This window comes from Bradyrhizobium sp. (genome assembly GCF_004799445.1).
Taxonomy (GTDB): domain Bacteria; phylum Pseudomonadota; class Alphaproteobacteria; order Rhizobiales; family Xanthobacteraceae; genus Bradyrhizobium.
The window spans coordinates 1-16,725 of sequence record NZ_SSNA01000071.1 but is presented as its reverse complement, the minus strand read 5'-3'; the positions used below and the strand labels follow the sequence as shown (position 1 = coordinate 16,725).

Here is a 16,725-nt window from a genome sequence, read left to right as displayed (position 1 = left end):
GAATCAGACGGACAAGTATTTCGAGATCTGCGCGGCATCGACGCCGTCGCGCGGATCGTCGCGAACAATCTCACCATTCTCGATGACCAGCACGCGATCGGCGACGTCGAGCGCGAAGCTCAATACCTGTTCGGAGACGATGATCGAAAGGCCGCGGGTGTCGCGAATCCGCTTCAGGGTGCGGGCCATCTCCTTGATGATCGAAGGCTGAATGCCCTCGGTCGGCTCATCCAGCAGCAAAACCTTGGGCTTGGTCGCCAGCGCGCGTGCGATCGCGAGCTGCTGCTGCTGTCCGCCCGAAAGGTTGCCGCCGCGGCGCCCTTTCATTTCCAGCAGCACCGGAAACAATTCGTAGAGGTCGCCCGGCACTTCCCTCTCGCCCGAAGCGACCAGGCCGGTCTCGATGTTTTCCTTGACCGTCATGGCCGAGAAGATCATGCGGCCCTGCGGCACATAGGCCAACCCCTTGGCAACGCGCTCATAGCTCTTCAGCTTGCTGAGTTCGGCACCTTCCATGTTCACCGAGCCGCTCTTGGTCGGCACGATGCCCATCAACGACTTCATCAGCGTGGTCTTGCCCATGCCGTTGCGGCCCATGATCGCCACGATCTCATTGGGCGCGACGGACACGTTGAGGCCGTGCAGCACTTCGCTCTGGCCGTAGGCAACATGCAGATCGGAGATAGCCAGCATCAAGATGCTCCTTGTCCTGCGTTTCGCATGATCTTGTCCGGAAACCGGACATCACTTTCCGGGATCATGCGCTAGTGCCCGAGATAGACTTCGATGACCTTGGGATCATTCTTGACGTGTTCCATCGAGCCTTCCGACAGGATCTGGCCCTGGTGCAGCACCGTGACCTTGTGCGCGATGTCCTCGACGAATTTCATGTCGTGCTCGATCACCAGCACCGAGCGGTCCTCGATGATGCGGTTGAGCAGTTCCGCGGTCTTGACGCGCTCGCTGACGCTCATGCCGGCCACCGGCTCGTCCAGCATCAGAAGTTCGGGGTCCTGAATCAGCAACATGCCGATTTCCAGCCATTGCTTCTGGCCGTGGCTGAGCAGCTCGGCACTCATATTGAGGCGGTCCTTGAGGAAGATGATCTCGGCGACTTCCTCGACCCGGTCGCGCACCACGGCGTCGCGGGTAAAGGTCAGCGCGCCAAACACCGTGCGGCCGCGCGGATAGGATATCTCCAGATTTTCGAACACGGTCAGATCGTCATAGATCGACGGCGTCTGGAACTTGCGGCCGACGCCGGCCTGCACGATCTGGTTCTCCTTCATTTTCGTGAGGTCCTTGTCGCGAAAATGGATCGATCCCGACGTCGCTTTGGTCTTGCCGCAAATCAGATCGAGTACCGTGGTCTTGCCGGCGCCATTCGGACCGATGATGACGCGGATCTCGTTTTCATCGACATAGAACGACAGGTCGTTGACTGCCTTGAAGCCGTCGAAAGAGACCGTCAGCGCCTCGACCGAGAGCAGGAAGGGTTTGGGCTGGTGACCTATCAGCATGGTGATCTCCTCACTCGGCCGGCGCGCCGTCGGCGACTGAACTGTCGTGCCAGCCCGCCTTCGGTCCGGAGCCGGATTTGCCCGACGGCATCAACCGGTTCAGCTGCGGCTGGATGTAGTCGCCCCAGATCCCGGCCAGACCGTTCGGGAAGGCAAGAACCACCGCAATGAACAGGCCGCCGAGTCCAAACAGCCACAATTCGGGAAAGGATTCCGACAGGCTGGTCTTGGCGAAATTGACCAGCAGCGTGCCGTAAATCGCGCCCAGGATGGAAAGCCGCCCGCCGACCGCGGTATAGATCACCATTTCGATCGATGGCACGATGCCGACAAAGGACGGCGACATGAAACCCACATTGAGCGCGAACATGGCGCCGCCGATCGCGGCGAATATGGCGGCGATGCAGAAGGCGAAGATCTTGAAATTCGCAACGCTGTAGCCGGAGAATCTGACGCGATCTTCCTTTTCGCGCATGGCGACCAGGATTCGTCCGAGCTTGGAGTGGCGGATGAATTGCGCGATGAAGATGCAGCCGAACAGGCACGCTACTTCAAAGAAGTAAAGCACGACCTTGGCGTGATCCGGCCGGATGTCCCAGCCCTTCAGGGTCCGCAGGTCCGTCATCCCGTTGATGCCGCCGGTGTAGCCCTGCTGGCCGACGATCAGAATGGTGAGAATTGCCGCGACCGCCTGGGTGATGATGGCAAAGTAGGTGCCACCGACGCGGCGTTTGAACATCGCCGCGCCGATGATGAATGCGAAGAATGCCGGCACCAGGATAACGGCCGCGATGGTGAAGCTGAGACTGTGGAACGGCTTCCAGAAGAAGGGCAGCTGCGTGATCTGATTCCAGTCCATGAAATCGGGGATGCCGGGCGTGGACTGGATCTTGGTATTCTCGGGACTGGAAGCCTCCAGTTTGAGAAACATCGCCATGCAGTAGCCGCCAAGCCCGAAAAACACGCCCTGCCCGAGGCTCAGGATGCCGCCATAACCCCAGCAGATAACCAGTCCCAGCGCCACGAATGCGTAAGTCAGATATTTGGCGACCAGATTGAGACGGAACACGTCGAGGCAGAGCGGCAGAATGACCACCAGGAGGACCGCAAGCACGAGGATGCCGATAAGTTCCGATCGGTTGGCAAAGCGCGGATTGTCGATCATGGCTTCAGCCCTTTTTCTTGCTTACTTGCGAACCTTGAGAGCGAAGAGACCCTGCGGCCGCAGCATCAGAATTCCGACAACGGCGAGCAGCGTGAGAACCTTGGCCATCGAGCCGGACATGAAGAATTCCAGGGTCGACTGGGTCTGGGAGATCGAGAACGCCGACGCGATCGTGCCGAGCAGACTTGCCGCGCCGCCGAACACCACCACCAGGAACGTATCGACGATGTAAAGCTGACCGGAGGTCGGGCCTGTCGAGCCGATCATGGTGAAGGCGCTGCCGGCAACTCCGGCGATGCCGCAACCAAGCGCGAAGGTGTAGCGGTCGACCTTTTCGGTGTTGATGCCTACCGCGCCGGCCATCACGCGGTTTTGCACCACGGCGCGGACCTGGCGGCCCCAGCGCGACTTGTACATGATGTAGGCGACCGCCACGGTGATCAGCACCGTCAGCCCCATCACGAAGACGCCGTTGATTGGCACTTCGATGTTGTCGGTAACATGCATGGATCCGAGCATCCATTGCGGCAGCTCGACCCCGACTTCCCGCGCACCGAAAATCGAACGATAGGCCTGCTGCAGGATCAGGCTCAAGCCCCAGGTGGCGAGCAGCGTATCCAGCGGTCGCCGGTAGAGATGCCGGATCAGCCCCCATTCCACCAGCATTCCCAGCGCCCCGGAAGCGATGAAAGCCAGAATCATCGCCAGGAAGAAATAGCCGCTGAATAAATTGGGAAGGTAGGTCTGGAAGAAATTCGACGTCATCCAGGTGACGTAGGCGCCGAGGATCATGAACTCGCCATGGGCCATGTTGATGACGCCCATCTGGCCGAAGATGATCGCAAGACCGAGCGCCATCAGCACGTAGACGGAGAACAGGATCAGGCCGGCGAACCCCTGCATCACGAAGATGGAGCCGAGATCACCAATCGAGTATTCGCCGAACATCGATGTCCTCCGTCGGGGAAGTCCCGCGTCGCAAGTGGATTCGCGACGCGGGGGTCTTAAGCGTGGATTGACGATCCACGCCAGGGAGAGGCTTTGCCTGGGGAGAAAGCGCGATAAAGTCCGCGCGTTCTTACTGGTAGCCCTTGGGGAACGGATCGGGCTCGACCAGGTCGGCGGTCTCGTAGATCAGCTCGAACTGTCCGTCGAGCTTCGCACGTCCGACCCGGGTCTTTGACCAGAGGTGATGGTTCTCGTGAATCCGGACGTAACCTTCCGGCGCACCCTTGAACTCGACCCCGGGCGAAGCTGCCGCGATCTTGTCGACGTCGAAGCTGCCGGCTTTCTCGACGGTTAATTTCCACAGCCACGGGCCGAGATAGGCGGCCTGGGTCACGTCGCCGATCACGGTCTTCTCGCCCCACATCTTCTTGAACGCGGGCACGAAGGCCTTGTTGTTGGGATTGTCGAGCGACTGGAAGTACTTCATGCAGGCATAGGCGCCCGCGATGTTCTCGCCGCCGATGCCGTCGATCTCGTCTTCGGTCACCGAGATCGTGAGCAGCGGCTGCTTGGAAAGGTCGATGCCGGCCGCCTTGAGCTGCTTGTAGAACGCGACGTTGGATCCGCCGACGACGTCGGTAAAGATCACGTCGGGCTTGGTCAGCTTGATCTTGTTGATCACCGAATTGAACTGGGTGTTGCCGAGCGGGTAGTATTCTTCGCCGACGACTTTGCCCTTCAGCACGTTCTCGACATGCTTGCGCGCGATCTTGTTCGAGGTGCGCGGCCAGATGTAGTCCGAACCGACGAAGAAGAACGATTTCGCGCCCTTCTCCTTGGCGATCCAGTTCAGGCCGGCGAGTATCTGCTGCGTCGCTTCCTGGCCGGTGTAGATCACGTTCTTGGACTGCTCGAGACCTTCGTAGAAGGTCGGGTAGTAGAGCATGCCGTTGTATTGTTCGACGACCGGGAGCACCGCCTTGCGCGACGCCGAGGTCCAGCAGCCCATGATCGCCGCGACCTTGTCGTTGACGAGAAGCTTCTTGGCCTTTTCGGCGAAGGTGGGCCAATCGCTGGCGCCGTCTTCCTGGATGAACTTGATCTTGCGGCCGAGGATGCCGCCGGCGGCGTTGATCTGTTCGATCGCAAGCTTCTCGGCTTCGATCGAGCCGGTCTCCGAAATCGCCATCGTGCCGGTGGCCGAATGCAGGATGCCGACGGTGACTTCAGTATCGGTAACCGCGAGACCCGTGGTGTTGATCGCGGAGGTTGCCGGCGCTTGTGCAAAAGATGGGCGAGGAAGCACGGTAAGGGCGGGTATCGCCGCGATTCCCATCAGCAGCTTGCGGCGAAATGCCGACTGCAGCCCCTGTTTAGTGTCGTCTGACATGATTACCCCATTTTTGGTTCGAGGACGCGCTATTGGTCAGACGAGGATTGCTGAAATTGTGCAGTGCACAGATACGCAAGATCGCGTATATTGCACCGCAAAATAGCGACGTAGGTTTTGTCACCGGGTTTCCAGTCGGGGTGAGGGAGTTGGAAAGTGGCAGGGCGGCAGCGGATCGACCGCGTCAGACGCCAATATAATCAATGGGTTGCAAACCAGACGCTGGAGGATTACGCGCTCCGCTTCACGGCCAAGAGCGCGCGGCGATGGTCGGCGGCCCGCGTCGCCAATACGGCGCTCGGCGCCATCTCGTTCCTGGCGCTTGAGGCGATCGGCGGCACCATCACGCTCAATTACGGCGTCACCAACGCAACGGCCGCCATCCTCGTCGTCAGCGTCATCATTTTCTGCTGCGGTCTGCCGATTGCCTACCACGCCGCGAAATGCGGCATCGACATCGATCTGTTAACCCGCGGCGCCGGCTTCGGTTACATCGGCTCGACCATCACCTCGCTGATCTACGCGTCTTTCACGTTCATTTTCTTTGCGATCGAAGCCGTCATTCTCGCCACCGCGCTGGAGATGTGCTTCGGAATTCCCCGCCCGCTCGGCTATCTCATCAGCGCCGTCGTCATCATTCCGCTGGTCACCCATGGCATCACGCTGATCAGCCGTTTCCAGCTGTGGACGCAGCCGCTGTGGATCGTTCTGCACATCATGCCGTTCGCGGCGATCGCCTACGCCAATCCGCACTCCTTTGCGGAGTGGACCAAATTTCCCGGCGAGCACGGCAGCCCCGCGGGCCATCTCGATCTGTTGCTGTTCGGCACCGCCGCCTCGGTGGTGTTCTCGCTGGTGGCGCAGATTGGCGAGCAGGTCGACTTTCTTCGCTTCCTGCCGCGTGACCGGCGGACCTCGAAGACCTCGTGGTGGATCGCGCTGCTAAGCGCCGGCCCCGGCTGGATCATTCTCGGCGCGCTGAAGCTGTTGGCCGGATCCTTCCTGGCCTTCTTTGCGCTCAGCCACGGGGTCACCAACGAGCACGCCGCCGAGCCCGCGCACATGTATCTCGAAGCCTTTCGCTACGTACTGTCGGAGCCGAATCTCGCTCTGGCGTTGACCGGCACCTTCGTGATCCTTTCGCAGTTGAAGATCAACGTCACCAACGCCTATGCCGGTTCGATCGCGTGGTCGAATTTCTTCTCCCGATTGACCCACAGCCATCCCGGCCGCGTGGTCTGGCTGGTGTTCAACGTGCTGGTCGCGTTGCTGCTGATGGAGATCGGCGTCTATAAGGCGCTGGAGCAGACGCTGGCGCTTTATTCAAACGTCGCAATCGCCTGGGTCGGCGCGCTGGTCTCCGACCTCGTCATCAACAAGCCGCTCGGCCTGCGCCCGCAACACATGGAGTTCAAGCGCGCTCATCTCTACGACATCAATCCGGTCGGCGTCGGCGCCATGACCATCGCCACCATCGTTTCCATCAGCGCGTTCTATGGCCTGTTCGGACCGACGGCAAAAGCGCTGGCGCCCTTTGTGGCGCTGATCGTCGCCTTCGTCACCGCGCCGCTGATCGCATTCGCTACCGGCGGCAGATATTACATCGCGCGAAAGCCCAAGCGCAGCTGGCAGAATGTCGAGGCGATCCAGTGCTGCATTTGCGAACATACCTTCGAGCCCGAGGACATGGCGGCCTGCCCTGCCTATGCCGGACCGATCTGCTCGCTATGCTGTTCGCTTGACGCGCGCTGCCACGATCTCTGCAAGCCGCACGCGCGGATTCAGGCGCAGGTCTCCGAGACCCTCGGCAAATTGCTGCCGCAGCCGATTTATGCGCGGATCAATTCGCAGCTCGGACATTATCTCGGCGTCTTTGCGATTTCCGCCGGGCTGGTCGGACTGACGCTCGGCCTGATCTATCTGCAGACGTCCGCGGCTGTTCAAGCCGATAGTCAGCAGCTATCCGACGTTCTCTGGAAGGTATTCTTCGCACTGACCATCATTATCGGTGTCGTTGCGTGGCTGTTCGTCCTTGCACAGCAGAGCCGGCGCGCGGCGGAAGCGGAAACCAGGCGACAGACCGCGCTCCTGATTCAGGAGATCGACGCCCACAAGCGCACCGACGCCGAATTGCAGCGCGCCAAGGAGGTCGCGGAGTCCGCCAACCTCGCGAAGAGCCGGTATGTGGTCGGGTTAAGCCATGAATTGCGTTCGCCATTGAATGCGATCTCCGGCTACGCGCAATTGCTGGAGCAGGACGCTAGCCTGAGCGCCAAGCCGCGAGATCAGGTTCGCGTGGTCCGCCGCAGCGCCGATCACCTGTCCGGGCTGATCGACGGCATTCTCGATATCTCAAAGATCGAAGCCGGCCGGCTCTATCTGTCGCGGGACGAAGTTCGCCTCGGCGAATTCCTCGAACAGCTGGTCGGCATGTTTCGCCTGCAGGCCGCCGCCAAGGGCATCGATTTCGTGTTCAAGCGGCCGGCAGTGCTGCCGGTCGTGGTCTTCGCCGACGAAAAGCGGCTACGCCAGGTCCTGATCAACCTGTTGTCGAACGCCATCAAGTTCACCCAGGCCGGCAGCGTGCAGTTCGTCGTTCACTATCGCAGCCCCGTCGCCGAATTCGAAGTGATCGACACCGGCCCTGGAATTCAGGCATCCGACCTTGAGCGCATCTTCGCACCGTTCGAGCGCGGAGCGCTGGGCGTCTCGCAGCCGCAGACCGGGACCGGTCTCGGGCTCACCATCAGCCGGTTGCTCGCGGGCGTGATGGGCGGCGACATTCGGGTTACCAGCACCGTTGGCGTCGGCAGCAGCTTCCGGATGAAAATCCTGCTGTCGGAAGTGACGAACCCGACGCGGATCGCGCCCGTCGACGCGCCGGTGTTCGGCTATCACGGCCCGCGCAAGACGATCCTGATCACCGACGATGATCCCGTCCAGCTCGATCTGCTGCGCGAAGTGCTTACACCGCTTGGCTTTATCCTGCTCAGCGCGCCGGATGGCGCTGGTTGTCTCGCGCTTGCCCAGCATTGCCGACCGGACCTGTTCCTGCTGGACATCTCGATGTCGGGCATGGATGGATGGACGGTGGCGGAGACGCTGCGTTCGACCGGTCACCATCAGGCCCGTATCCTGATGGTTTCGGCCAGCGCATTGGAAGCGCACGGCGCGCCGCTGGCGCGGCCCTTTCACGACGGCTATCTGATGAAGCCAATCGATATTCCAAGGTTATTGGAATCAATCCGCCAGCTCCTCAAGATCGAATGGCAGTATGAAACCTATCAGGCCGCCGTTCCGCACTGGAAGCCGGACAGCGGCTCGCGGCCGCCGCTGAGGCATGTCGAGGAACTGATCAGCCTTGGGCAGCTGGGATATATTCGGGCGATTCAGGTCAAGCTCGACGAAATAGGGACCGACTATCCCGAGCATGCCGGCTTCGTATCGCAGATGCATTCCCTGATCGATCGCTTCGACCTCGATCAGTACATGGCCACCTTGAAGACGCTGCACAGCTATGATCACTGAACCCAAAAAGCGCGACGTCGTACTGGTCGTCGACGACTCGCCGGAAACGCTGCGCCTGCTCACCGATGCCCTTGATAATGCCGGCATGACCGTCATGGTTGCGATGGACGGCGCGGCCGCCATGCGAATTGTCGACCAGATCACGCCCGACATCATTCTGCTCGACGCCGTCATGCCTGGCATGGACGGCTTTGAAACATGCCGGCGCCTCAAGCGCGATGCCGGCTTGAGCAATGTGCCGGTCATTTTCATGACCGGGTTGGCCGAGACCGAGCACATCGTCAGCGGGCTGGAAGCCGGTGGCGTCGATTATGTCACCAAGCCGATCGTCATCGAAGAAATGCTGGCGCGGATCCGCGTTCATCTTGCCAACGCCCGACTGACCCAGAGCGCCCGCGCGGCGCTTGACGTATCCGGCCGCTTTTTGCTCGCCGTCAGCCGGCAAGGCACGATCGTGTGGGCGACGCCGCAGGCGCAGAAGTTGCTGTCGGAGAATCTGTCGGGCTCCGCGGATGACGAATTCGTGCTACCCGACCCCATGCTGCAATGGCTCGAGCAGGCCCAGAAGGGCAAAGCCGGACCCAGGACCCAGGCCATGGCGTCATTTCCGGAAAATGAGCAGCTTCGGCTGCAATATATGGGAAAACTCGGGCCGAATGAATTCCTGCTGCGGCTGGCAAAGGATGCAGGCACCGACACGCCCGCGGAATTCTCCAGCGAACTCGGATTGACCACCCGTGAGGGAGAGGTGCTGTCGTGGCTGAGCAAAGGAAAAACCAACCGCGACATCGCCCAGATTCTCGGCCTCAGCCCCAGGACGGTGGACAAACATCTTGAGCAAATTTACGCCAAGCTCGGCGTCGAAAACCGCACCGCGGCCGCGGCCATCGCGACCAGCACCGGCCGGCGCAACTCGTAATTCCCGAACCCGCATCGTTCGACCGTTCTGACGCGGGGCTGGCGCAGACCGTTGCATCGTGTTAGCCGCTTGCAAACTGGCGCGCATGGCAGGCAATTGATGTTCGAAGCAGTGATCTGGGATTTTGGCGGCGTGCTCACGTCATCGCCGTTTGAGGCGTTCGCCCGCTTTGAGACCGAGCGCGGGCTGCCCGCCGATATCATCCGGCGCACCAATGCCGCCAATCATCTGGAGAATGCCTGGGCGAAATTCGAGCGGGCCGAGGTGGACATTGAAGCGTTCGATCGGCTGTTCGCGGCTGAATCGCTTGCCTTGGGAGCTGAGGTTCGAGGCCGGGACGTGCTGCCGCTGCTTTTCGGGGATCTGCGACCGGAGATGGTGGAAGCGCTGAAGCGGGTAAAGACCACGCTCAAGACCGGCTGCATTACCAATAACCTTCCCGCGAACGCCATCGGCAGCGTGAGCGGCCGAACGCTTTACGTCGGAGAAGTGATGGCACTGTTCGACCATGTCATCGAGTCGGCCAAAATCGGCTTGAGGAAGCCCGACCCGCGCATCTATCAGATGATGGTGGCTGCGCTCGGTGTCAATCCGAAAGGCTGCGTCTATCTCGACGATCTCGGTGTCAACCTGAAACCGGCGCGCGAAATGGGCATGACCACGATCAAGGTGCTCAACGCGCCGCAGGCCCTCGCCGAGCTGGAGGCGGCGACCGGGCTGTCGCTGCGGTAGGTGCTGAACTCGATCTTCGACCGGCCAACGATTTTAGGCCGGGCCGGTTCTGGACTGACAAGGTTTTGTCCAATACCAATACAATCCAATAACGGAACGGCCCGTCTTGCCGCCGGGGAGCCGAAAAATTGCCACTGCCCAAACATCTATTGCCGACGACCGTCGTTGGAAGCTATCCGCAGCCCGATTGGCTGGTGGATCGCGAGATGCTGTCCAAATCGGTGCCCCGCACCCGCATGACCGAGATCTGGCGCATCCCTCAAGCCTATCTTGAGCAGGCTCAGGATGACGCGACGGTCGTCGCGATCCGCGACCTCGAGCGCGCCGGCATCGACATCGTGACCGACGGCGAAATCAGGCGCGAGAGCTACTCCAATCGCTTCGCGACGGCGCTGGAGGGAATCGATATCGAAAATCCCGCTATGATCGTCTCGCGTTCGGGCCAGAAGACGCCGGTACCCCGCATTGTCGGGAAAATAAGCCGCAAAGGTCCAGTCGAATTGCGTGACATGGAGTTCCTTCGCCGCAATACCGATCATGCCGCGAAGATCACCCTGCCCGGCCCCTTCACCATGAGCCAGCAGGCCAAAAACGAGTTCTACAAGGACGATGAAGAGCTGGCGATGGCCCTGGCCGCCGCCGTCAACGCCGAGGCGCTGGAATTGCAGAAGGCTGGCGCCGACGTCATCCAGCTCGACGAGCCGTGGGTGCGCCAAGATCCCGCGGCCGCCAAACGCTATGCCGTGAAGGCGATCAACCGGGCGCTGCAAGGCATCACGGTGCCTACGGCCGTCCATGTCTGCTTCGGCTATGCCGCCGTCGTTCCCGGCGAGACCAAGCCGACCGGCTATTCGTTCCTGGCTGAACTGGCGGATTCCACCGCCGAGCAAATTTCGATCGAGGCAGCCCAACCCAGGCTCGATCTTGGCGTCCTCGCCGACCTGTCATCCAAGACCATCATGCTCGGCGTGATCGACCTCGGCGACCCGAACATCGAGACTGCCTCTGTGATCGCCAACCGCATTCGGCACGGCCTCAAATATGTTAACGCCAACCGGCTGATCCCGGCGCCGGATTGCGGCATGAAATACATGCCGCGCCATATCGCGTTCGGAAAGCTCAAGGCGATGTGCGACGCGGCGGCCATCGTGCGCAAGGAAATCAGCTAGAGCGTTTTCAAGCGAAGTGGCGATCGGTTCGCGTCAAGACAACGCGTCAGATCAGGAATCTGGAGCCCCGTTTCGATTAAATCGAAACGGAAAGGGCGCAAGAGCGCGCGGACCTAGGCGTCGATCGCGTCCTTGATCTTCTTCCGCGTCAGCGGCAGATCGCGCAGCCGCTTTCCCGTGGCGTCGGCAATGGCGTTGGCGATCGATGCCGCAGCCGGGCCCTGCCCGGTTTCGCCGCTGCCCAGGAAGGGCAGGCCTGGCCGGTTGATGATATGCACCTCGATATTTTCCGGCACCGAATTGAACCGCAGGATCGGATAGGTCTGCCAGTCGATGCTGGTGATTCTGGTATCGTCGAAGGTGACGGCCTCGTAGAGCGTCCAGCTCATCGACTGCAGAATCGCGCCTTCAATCTGGTTGATCAACCCGTCCGGGTTGACCACCTGACCACTGTCGACCGCTGCCACCGCGCGTACCAGACGCGGCCGCCCGGTCTCCCGGTTAACTTCCACCTCGGTCGCAATGGCGCAATAGGCCGCCAGACTCTTGTAGCGCGCAAAGGCGAAGCCGAAGCCGCGATCCGGCGGCGCTTTCTGGCCTTTCCGCCACCCGAAACCCTGGGCAGCCTTCTCGATCACATCGCGGCCGCGCTGATCCTCCAGATGCTTCAGCCTGAACTCGACCGGGTCGGCAGCGGCGGCGCTCGCAAGTTCGTCCATAAAACTTTCGATAGAAAATACGTTGTGATAGGCGCCGAGCGCCCGCATCGCGGAGACCCGAACCGGCATGGCCGGGATGAAGTGGTGCACCACCTGCGCATTGGGAAATTTGTAGATCGGGATCGCGTTGCGGTCGCCGCCGCCTGCCGGCAACGGAATCGGCTTCGGCTCCGGCACCGCAAATGGCTGCGCCATGTGCTGGGCCGCCAGCATCGACCCGGCGCCGCCGGGCCGCATCGAGTGGGTGTTGGTCCAGACATCGAAATTCCAGTCGGCAATCTTGCCGTTGCCGTCGAGCGACGCCTTCAGCTTCGTGACCATCGCCGGTCCGAACGGCTCCCAGGCATGCTCCTGCTCGCGGCTCCATTGCACCCGAACCGGCATGCCCGGCAGCGCACGCGCAATCAACGCGGCATCCGCCGCCGCATCGTCGGCGCCATTATGGCCGTAACAGCCGGAGCCTTCGACATGGATAAGCCGGACGCTCGCCGGTGGGACTTTCAGCATCTCGGCGATGCCCTGGCGATCGGGATAGACACCTTGGGTATGCGTCCACACCGTCATCGCGCCGTCGACGAGTTGCGCGATCGCACAGGACGGTCCGATCGAACCGTGTGCTTGATAGGGGCGCGTATAGATGGCCTCAATGGTCTTTTGGCCGGTAGCGGACGGATTGCTCTGCTGGAAGATGGTCGAATCGTTCGACTTCAGGCCGGTGAGGACGCGAAGCAGGTCGTCCTGCTTCGGCAGGCTCGGCTTCTCCTTCCATTTCGCCGCCGCCGACAACAGCTTCATAGCCTTGATCGCCTGGAATTCCTTTTGGGCGACAACGGCCAGAAAATTGCCGTCACGGACGACCTTGACGAAACCGGGCAGTTTTTCGACCGCCGACGTGTCGCACTCCGTCAGTTCGGCGCCATAGCTCGGCGGTCGCACGATGCGGGCATGCACCATGCCGGGCAGCCGCATGTCCTGGACATAGGCCTCGCCGCCCGTCACCTTGGCCGGAATGTCGACGCGCGGCACCGGCTGCCCCATCACCTTGTAGGTCGCCGGATTCTTCAGCTTCGATTTTGGTTGCGCCTGTACATGCAGCATATCGTCTGCGACCAGATCGCCATAGCCGAAGCGCTGGCCGTCCGGCGCGATCACCGCGCCGCTTTCGGTTCGGAAATTCTCCACCGGCAGATTGAGCCGCCGCGCGGCTTCCGCGACCAGAAGCTCGCGGACCTGCGCGGCGGCGTTCTGGATCGCGGTGCCGCTGTATTGCGTGGATTGGCTGCCGGACGTGTAGCCTTCATCGGCGGTGAGACCCGTATCGGCGGTGATGACCTTCAGCGAGGCAAAGGGAACGTCGAGTTCTTCGGCGGCGATCTGCTGGAATGCGGTCTTGAAACCCTGGCCGAGTTCGGCCTTGCCGGTGAATACCGTGATGCTGCCGTCGGCATCGATGCGGACCCAGGAATCCAGCAACGGCGCGTCCTTCAGGCTGCCAGGAAGGCTTGGCGGATGGGGCGGGGCGGCGGCGGGAGGGGTTTGATCCTGCGCGAAGGCCTCCGACATCGAGAAGCTGACGATCAGCGCGCCGGCGCCCGCGAGCACGCTGCGGCGGTCGAGAATCACAGGGACGTTCATGGCGCGCTCCCATGTACGATTGCCTGGGTGGTCGATGACAATTCGGCGGTATCCATCAGCCTCGCGGCCCGGTGCACCGCGCGCAGGATGCGCATATGGGTGCCACAGCGGCAGAGATGCGGCTCCAGTTCGGCCCTGATCTGCGCGTCGGTCGGCTTGGGATTTTTCTGCAGCAACGCCTGCGCCCGCATCATCATTCCGGCAATGCAGTAACCGCATTGCGCCGCCTGCTCTTCCATGAAGGCGCGCTGGATCGGCGCGGGCGCGTCGATCGTGCCTAAACCTTCAAGCGTCGTCACCTGCTTGCCCTCAAGCAGAAGCAGCGGCGTCACGCAGGACAACACCGCCTTGCCGTCGACGATGACGGTGCACGCACCGCATTGCCCGAGCCCGCAGCCGAATTTGGCGGCATTGAGCTTGATGTCGTCGCGCAGGACATAAAGCAGGGGCGTATCGGGGTCCGCATCGATCTGGTGATCGTGACCATTGACCTTCAATGTCATCATGGCTTGTCTCGCTGCGTGGGATCGGCGGGAGCGTTTTGCGGCCCCGCAGAGGTCTGGACAAACACGGTCTGCGTGAGCCTGGCATCCTGGACGGCTTTTTCAACGCCGTTCCACGGCGGTTGGTTGCTGAAGCGGGAGCGCAGATAGTCCAGCAGCGCCGCAACCTGCTGGTCGGTCATGCTGCTGGCAAATCCCGGCATGATCGGGCTGCGCTCTCCCTCCACGGGGCGGATACCGGAGAGAACAATGTTGGCGGCGTTGCGTGGATCGGGAGCGCTGAGGGCGGTACTGAGACCGAGATTGACCCCGCCATAGGGCAGCGGTCTGCCGGTTTCATGACAGCTCGCGCAGGCCGCGGAATAGATCGACGCACCGGCCGCGTGGGTCGGCGACAATTCAAGCGGGGGAGATTTGATCTGCGCCCGGACATCGCTGGCCTGGCGGAGGTGATCCTGCGTAGGTGGGCCGAACACGCTCGCCATATAGGCCGCGATGGCATGCACATCGCTCTCCGGCACCGACGACAGGTTGCTGACAACCTCGGCCATCGGTCCACGCGCGACGCCATGATCGGGATGCCAACCCTGACGAAGATAGCGGAACAGCGCGTCGGTGTCCCAGGGCACCGGCGCAGGCGAACGCGCGTTGATCGCATAAGCATGCCAGTTATCGACGTCGCCTCCGGAAAATGAGGCGCTCGCCCGCTCCGCGCCCAGGGCATTGCGCGGCGTGTGGCACGCGCCGCAATGCGCCAAGCCTTCGACCAGATAGGCGCCGCGATTCCATTCCGCGCCTTGCGCCGCATCCTGCTGGTAAGTTCCGTGCCGGAGGAACAACAATTTCCAGCCCGCAACCACAAAGCGCTGGTTGAGCGGAAAGGCGAGATCGTTGGCGTGGGCGGGAGCGTGGACCGCCGGCCGCGTCATCAGAAACGCATACAGCGCGCGGTCGTCTTCGTCGCTGACATTGATGAAGTGGTCGTAGGGGAAAGTCGGGTAGAGGTGCCGGCCGGCGCGATCAACCCCGGAGCGCATTGCCCGCAGGAACGCCGCCTCCGACCACCGGCCGATGCCGGTTTCCGGATCCGGGGTGATGTTCGACGAATAGATCGTGCCGAACGGCGTCGGCACCGGAAGGCCGCCGGCAAAGGCTTTGCCGCCTCGCACGGTATGGCAATCGTTGCAATTGCCGATCGCTGCGAGATCACGACCCCGTTTGACGAGGTTTGCGTCGAACGACTGCGGCGCCGGCGGTTCAGTCGCCGATATCGCCGGTCGCCACACGACCGCAAAGACCGCGACCGCGCCGCCGATCAAGAGCGCCGCGATAATGCCGGCGGTAGTTCGTGGCTTTGGCATCCGTCCCATCAGCTCTTGTTGCTGTTGGGGATATTGCTAGCACAAATCCACGGCCAGTGCGCCACCCCGAGCCTGAGTCCGGTTTCATGGTGGGCGGGCCGGTCGACAGGTCAGGACATTCAACCGGGAAAAGCCCGTCTCGGGATCACCGCTATTTGATTTCGGGCGCCGGCGCTGCGGCTGAGAATACCCGCTCGAACGTTGCCAGATCCGGGCTCGGCAAATCCGAAACCGCAACATAGGTGAAATGCGCATCGCTCCAGCTCCGGACATTGTATCCGGCAATCATCTGCTCCGAGACCGATTGACCGGGCCGCAGCGTCGTCAGGCTGACCGTATGCGCCGCATGCTTGTAGACGATCGTGGCAACGGGATCATGGCCGATGACATCCACCCTGCCCCCCAACAGCGCAAAGCCTTGCGCCGTGAGGTCAGGCACCTGCGGCGATTCCGGCAGGCGGGCCGTGAACCAGGGCTTGACCGTATGGCGGTCGGAAGACGCAATATCGAAGGGTTGAGGCGCCAGTAAACTCCGGATATGGCCGGCAACCACTTCCCTCGCAACCTCCTCGCGTTGACTGTAGCGCTCAATCGTCATCATGGCGGAACTTGAGATCACCGCGCCGAACACCGCTGCCGCCGCCAAGGCCTGAAATGACCGGCTTCGTTGACGCAGAACCCTGACCGGGCTCGGGCGCTCCGCGTCCAGTCTCGACTGAATGCGGGCTTGCAGCCCGGGGGGCATGTCAAGTTGCGGAAGCGAACGAACGGCCTGTCGCAACGACACCAGCCGGTCATATCGGGCCTTCAGGGACTGGTCACTGGCCAACCGGCGCTCGAACCGGTTCGCGGAAACCGGATCGAGTTCGCCATCGCAATAAGCGTTCAACTGCAATTCGTCGCTGTCTCTCGAGGATGCAACCGTCATTGCTTTCGATCTCCCAGAAGGGCCGTCAGAAGCTGCCTGCCCCGGGACAGACGGGACATGACCGTCCCGATCGGAACATTGGTGACCTCGGCAATATCGCGATAGTTCATCTGGTTTATTTCCCGCAAAACGATGACTTCGCGAAATTGCACCGGCAACTGCGCCAGGGCTTTCTGAACCTGCTCGGCGTCGGCCTTGAAAACGGCTA

Annotated in this window: 14 protein-coding genes; 4 read left to right on the top strand and 10 right to left on the bottom strand. The window is 61.6% G+C overall.

Features of this window, described 5'->3' with window-relative positions:
* Positions 1-3 precede the first annotated feature (3 nt).
* The 5 genes from urtE to urtA form a co-directional block, all read right to left on the bottom strand.
* On the bottom strand, positions 4-693 hold the full coding sequence (gene urtE / locus E8A46_RS09650; protein WP_291559855.1) for an urea ABC transporter ATP-binding subunit UrtE: 690 nt from the start codon (positions 691-693) through the stop codon (positions 4-6).
* 71 nt (positions 694-764) lie between these two features.
* The gene (gene urtD / locus E8A46_RS09645; protein ID WP_291559853.1) at positions 765-1,520 is read right to left on the bottom strand and encodes an urea ABC transporter ATP-binding protein UrtD; all 756 of its coding nucleotides are present in this window, start codon (positions 1,518-1,520) and stop codon (positions 765-767) included.
* A gap of 10 nt (positions 1,521-1,530) precedes the next feature.
* Positions 1,531-2,685, bottom strand: a complete 1,155-nt coding sequence (gene urtC, locus E8A46_RS09640) for an urea ABC transporter permease subunit UrtC (RefSeq protein ID WP_291559851.1) — start codon at positions 2,683-2,685, stop codon at positions 1,531-1,533.
* A gap of 21 nt (positions 2,686-2,706) precedes the next feature.
* On the bottom strand, positions 2,707-3,633 hold the full coding sequence (gene urtB / locus E8A46_RS09635) for an urea ABC transporter permease subunit UrtB (protein ID WP_291559849.1): 927 nt from the start codon (positions 3,631-3,633) through the stop codon (positions 2,707-2,709).
* A gap of 130 nt (positions 3,634-3,763) precedes the next feature.
* Entirely contained in the window at positions 3,764-5,023 is a 1,260-nt protein-coding gene (urtA, locus tag E8A46_RS09630) for an urea ABC transporter substrate-binding protein (RefSeq protein WP_291559847.1), read from the bottom strand.
* Positions 5,024-5,179: 156 nt separating this feature from the next.
* On the opposite strand from urtA, the gene E8A46_RS09625 reads away from it, so the two are divergent.
* The 4 genes from E8A46_RS09625 to E8A46_RS09610 all read left to right on the top strand — a co-directional run bounded on the left by E8A46_RS09625 (position 5,180) and on the right by E8A46_RS09610 (position 11,371).
* Positions 5,180-8,551 (top strand): ATP-binding protein, encoded by a 3,372-nt coding sequence (locus E8A46_RS09625; RefSeq protein ID WP_291559845.1) that lies wholly within the window; start codon positions 5,180-5,182, stop codon positions 8,549-8,551.
* Positions 8,541-9,470, top strand: coding sequence for a response regulator transcription factor (locus E8A46_RS09620; RefSeq protein ID WP_291559843.1), 930 nt, complete (start codon positions 8,541-8,543; stop codon positions 9,468-9,470). The genes E8A46_RS09625 and E8A46_RS09620 overlap by 11 nt, the downstream gene beginning before the upstream one ends.
* 99 nt (positions 9,471-9,569) lie before the next feature.
* Positions 9,570-10,202: an HAD-IA family hydrolase gene (locus E8A46_RS09615; RefSeq protein ID WP_291559841.1), complete on the top strand. Its 633-nt coding sequence runs from the start codon at positions 9,570-9,572 to the stop codon at positions 10,200-10,202.
* A gap of 134 nt (positions 10,203-10,336) precedes the next feature.
* Positions 10,337-11,371: a 5-methyltetrahydropteroyltriglutamate--homocysteine methyltransferase gene (locus E8A46_RS09610; protein ID WP_291559960.1), complete on the top strand. Its 1,035-nt coding sequence runs from the start codon at positions 10,337-10,339 to the stop codon at positions 11,369-11,371.
* 113 nt (positions 11,372-11,484) lie between these two features.
* Here E8A46_RS09610 and E8A46_RS09605 read toward each other — a convergent pair whose 3' ends face one another.
* The 5 genes from E8A46_RS09605 to E8A46_RS09585 all read right to left on the bottom strand — a co-directional run.
* Entirely contained in the window at positions 11,485-13,725 is a 2,241-nt protein-coding gene (locus tag E8A46_RS09605) for a molybdopterin cofactor-binding domain-containing protein (RefSeq protein ID WP_291559839.1), read from the bottom strand.
* Positions 13,722-14,231 (bottom strand): (2Fe-2S)-binding protein, encoded by a 510-nt coding sequence (locus E8A46_RS09600; RefSeq protein WP_291559837.1) that lies wholly within the window; start codon positions 14,229-14,231, stop codon positions 13,722-13,724. Before E8A46_RS09600 ends, E8A46_RS09605 begins: the two co-directional genes overlap by 4 nt.
* Entirely contained in the window at positions 14,228-15,589 is a 1,362-nt protein-coding gene (locus E8A46_RS09595; protein WP_291559835.1) for a cytochrome c, read from the bottom strand. Before E8A46_RS09595 ends, E8A46_RS09600 begins: the two co-directional genes overlap by 4 nt.
* A gap of 151 nt (positions 15,590-15,740) precedes the next feature.
* Positions 15,741-16,517 (bottom strand): anti-sigma factor, encoded by a 777-nt coding sequence (locus tag E8A46_RS09590; protein WP_291559833.1) that lies wholly within the window; start codon positions 16,515-16,517, stop codon positions 15,741-15,743.
* The coding region (locus E8A46_RS09585; protein ID WP_291559831.1) for a sigma factor-like helix-turn-helix DNA-binding protein at positions 16,514-16,725 on the bottom strand (212 nt) is incomplete at its 5' end. The genes E8A46_RS09590 and E8A46_RS09585, both read right to left, overlap by 4 nt.

What these genes read in the sequence shown, in the direction of transcription:
- E8A46_RS09620 (WP_291559843.1), top strand. Translation starts at nt 8,541, where the DNA reads ATGATCACTGAACCCAAAAAGCGCGACGTCGTACTGGTCGTCGACGAC.
- E8A46_RS09595 (WP_291559835.1), bottom strand. Translation starts at nt 15,589, where the DNA reads ATGCCAAAGCCACGAACTACCGCCGGCATTATCGCGGCGCTCTTGATC.
- E8A46_RS09605 (WP_291559839.1), bottom strand. Translation starts at nt 13,725, where the DNA reads ATGAACGTCCCTGTGATTCTCGACCGCCGCAGCGTGCTCGCGGGCGCC.
- urtE (WP_291559855.1), bottom strand. Translation starts at nt 693, where the DNA reads ATGCTGGCTATCTCCGATCTGCATGTTGCCTACGGCCAGAGCGAAGTG.
- urtB (WP_291559849.1), bottom strand. Translation starts at nt 3,633, where the DNA reads ATGTTCGGCGAATACTCGATTGGTGATCTCGGCTCCATCTTCGTGATG.
- E8A46_RS09600 (WP_291559837.1), bottom strand. Translation starts at nt 14,231, where the DNA reads ATGATGACATTGAAGGTCAATGGTCACGATCACCAGATCGATGCGGAC.
- urtC (WP_291559851.1), bottom strand. Translation starts at nt 2,685, where the DNA reads ATGATCGACAATCCGCGCTTTGCCAACCGATCGGAACTTATCGGCATC.
- urtA (WP_291559847.1), bottom strand. Translation starts at nt 5,023, where the DNA reads ATGTCAGACGACACTAAACAGGGGCTGCAGTCGGCATTTCGCCGCAAG.
- E8A46_RS09590 (WP_291559833.1), bottom strand. Translation starts at nt 16,517, where the DNA reads ATGACGGTTGCATCCTCGAGAGACAGCGACGAATTGCAGTTGAACGCT.
- urtD (WP_291559853.1), bottom strand. Translation starts at nt 1,520, where the DNA reads ATGCTGATAGGTCACCAGCCCAAACCCTTCCTGCTCTCGGTCGAGGCG.
- E8A46_RS09615 (WP_291559841.1), top strand. Translation starts at nt 9,570, where the DNA reads ATGTTCGAAGCAGTGATCTGGGATTTTGGCGGCGTGCTCACGTCATCG.